Genomic DNA, 2,371 nt, shown 5'->3' with positions numbered 1-2,371 from the left:
TAACTCTTAACCTGTAATTTTCAAAATTTCTAAATCCATAAGCACGACGTTGAATGAGTTTCATCTTACGATGGAACCCTTCTGTTATGCCGTTGTTTTTTGTAAACCGCCACATTCTAACCACTTCATCCCGCCATTGATATAATGTTTTCCCTAGAGTCTTAAGTGGTTCAAAAGGACTCTCTTTAAGTCGCTCTACCATTCTAAGAAATAAAGGGATTAAGCGCTTACACTGCTTGGCCGTGCGATGCTTCTTCATCAGTAAGCGATGGAGCCGTTGTTTGAACTGATAGACTGCAGCAATGGCAGGTTGCTGTTGCAAGTAGCTCTCTCGTTTATTTAACCGTCTAATAGTTAAGTTGGCCTCATTCGTTCTTAAAGCAGCCAACAAACCCCGTTGATGTTTCATTTGAGGATCTATCTGTTGATAGGTCTGAAGACACATCTGATTCAATAAACGAATGACATGGAACCTGTCTGCCACAATTTTAGCATTAGGAAAATAACGTTTGATTAAAGAGCGGTAACTACTACTTAAATCAATACAGACAACTAAAACCTTTTCTCGACCTTCCAAAGTGCTCAGATAAGCTTCTAAGTCTTTTGCTGAACGTCCTGCAACGACATCATATATTTTATGCTTCGCTAGATCACAAAAGGTAGTCGCATAACCTACTTTTCTATTAAACGAATGCTCATCTAATCCAAGAACCCGAGGACAGGAACGATTTAATATCTTCTTATGTCGAAGCTCATAACCGTAATGATACCAACGCTCAACCGTCGATTTTCCAAGCTTTAAATCACGAGATAAGTCTTTTTGACTCATTCCTTTACTGTGATAATGAAACACCTGTTTCCGTAAGCTCTATGTGGCTCTTTGATGTTTGCCTATCCCCGCAAAACGCTGATTGAAATAGCGGTTACATGCAGGACAATAATACTTATGTGCTTTTATAATCAAGTAACTACGACGTAGGCCAATAGATTCGTGGCGAATTCGTCGTGTAAAACTGTCTTTTTTACGTAACTTCTTATTATTACAATGAATACAGCAAACCACACCATGATAACTGACTTCTATTAAAACCGGGTTCTCTCCACTCACTTTTTTAATAGAATATCCCGGTAAATTTAGGATACAATCTTTCTTGGGCGTTTTAATCTTCCTTTTGACCGTCAAATCAAAGAGTTAGTCTAGACTAACTTGATTAAAATGCCCCCTTCTTTGAGGTAGAGCCAGGTTTTGCCGTTCGTTTAGACTTACTTTTTCTTTTGCCTTGTCTAATCAATTGGCATTCATCGTATAGCTCTTTAGAAATTAAAGTGGGGTGGACATGTTTATACAAAATGTCATTGTATTTCATGTATCCGTAGTAAAATGGGTTTTGTAAAATCTGCTCAACCTGACTTTTTGAAATCTTACAGCCTTTTTTGCTTCTCAATCCTTCCTCGGTAATTCGTAGCCTTATCTCATTCATGGAGTATAAACCTGTGGCATACTCCTCAAACATTTTTTTTACCAAACTCCCCCGCACCGGATCAATAGTAACCTCAACTTTTTCCTTTTTCTTATCCACGCGCTTACTGTTAAGATAACCCAAGGGGGAATCGCCAAGAATAGTGCCTTCATCCAACTTTTTCTTAGCGCTTCGTTTCACATTATCTGAAATTTTATTTCGGTAATCATTGGCAAGCAGCACATCAAGATTTTTTCTAAACTTATCGGAGCTATCCATGTCTTTATGCTCAATAAATTTAGTTTTAGCATAGTGGATCTCGAGCCGACCTTGATTAATCAGCCGCTGTAGATCGATATATTGTTCGTCAAAATCTCGCTGCAATCGATCAACGCAATAACATAGAATGATAATTTTATCTTTTTGAGCTTTAACGAAATTGACCATTTTTGAAAATTCAGGTCTCCCCGTTGCCGTGGAGCTTTCAACGATCTTGAATTGTTCTACGACCTTAAAATTATTTTTTATGGCATATTCATAACAGCACTGAATTTGTGCATCCAGTGAATGACCCTCTTCTTGATCTTTGGATGAAACTCTTGCAAATATCACAGCTTTCATAACTCATTACCTCTTTATACTGCTTTATAAATAACCAAATTTGAATAACGGCTACTCTAATTCAAAACCTTTTAAAATCCCAGCTCTTTCATGCTCTGGACTTGTGCCATAGCAAGAAATAATAACGCCTTGGTTTTTTTCATGCCCTAAATTTTGAGCCAAGTTTGAGATTAACAATGGAGAACGATCACCGCGCATCATTTTTCTTGTGATAGCATGCCTAAATGAATGAGGTTTATAATAAGGAAGATCATTATCTTTAAATGCTTGTTGAAAAATCGTCCTAATAG

Annotated in this window: 2 protein-coding genes and 1 pseudogene; all 3 read right to left on the bottom strand. The window is 37.4% G+C overall.

Annotation, left to right across the window (positions count from 1 at the left end):
- Positions 1–1,165: pseudogene (locus WA877_RS10940) on the bottom strand (ISL3 family transposase); the annotation flags it as partial.
- A 46-nt stretch (positions 1,166–1,211) separates the two neighbouring features.
- Entirely contained in the window at positions 1,212–2,081 is an 870-nt protein-coding gene (locus tag WA877_RS10935) for a recombinase family protein (protein WP_425170951.1), read from the bottom strand.
- A 51-nt stretch (positions 2,082–2,132) separates the two neighbouring features.
- On the bottom strand, positions 2,133–2,371 hold a 239-nt coding region (locus WA877_RS10930; RefSeq protein WP_425170950.1), incomplete at its 5' end, for a hypothetical protein.

It is taken from the genome of Legionella sp. (assembly GCF_049790535.1).
In the GTDB taxonomy this organism is placed as follows: Bacteria; Pseudomonadota; Gammaproteobacteria; order Legionellales; family Legionellaceae; genus Legionella.
Note: the sequence above shows the minus strand (reverse complement) of the source record. Positions and strands in the feature narration are given on the sequence as shown.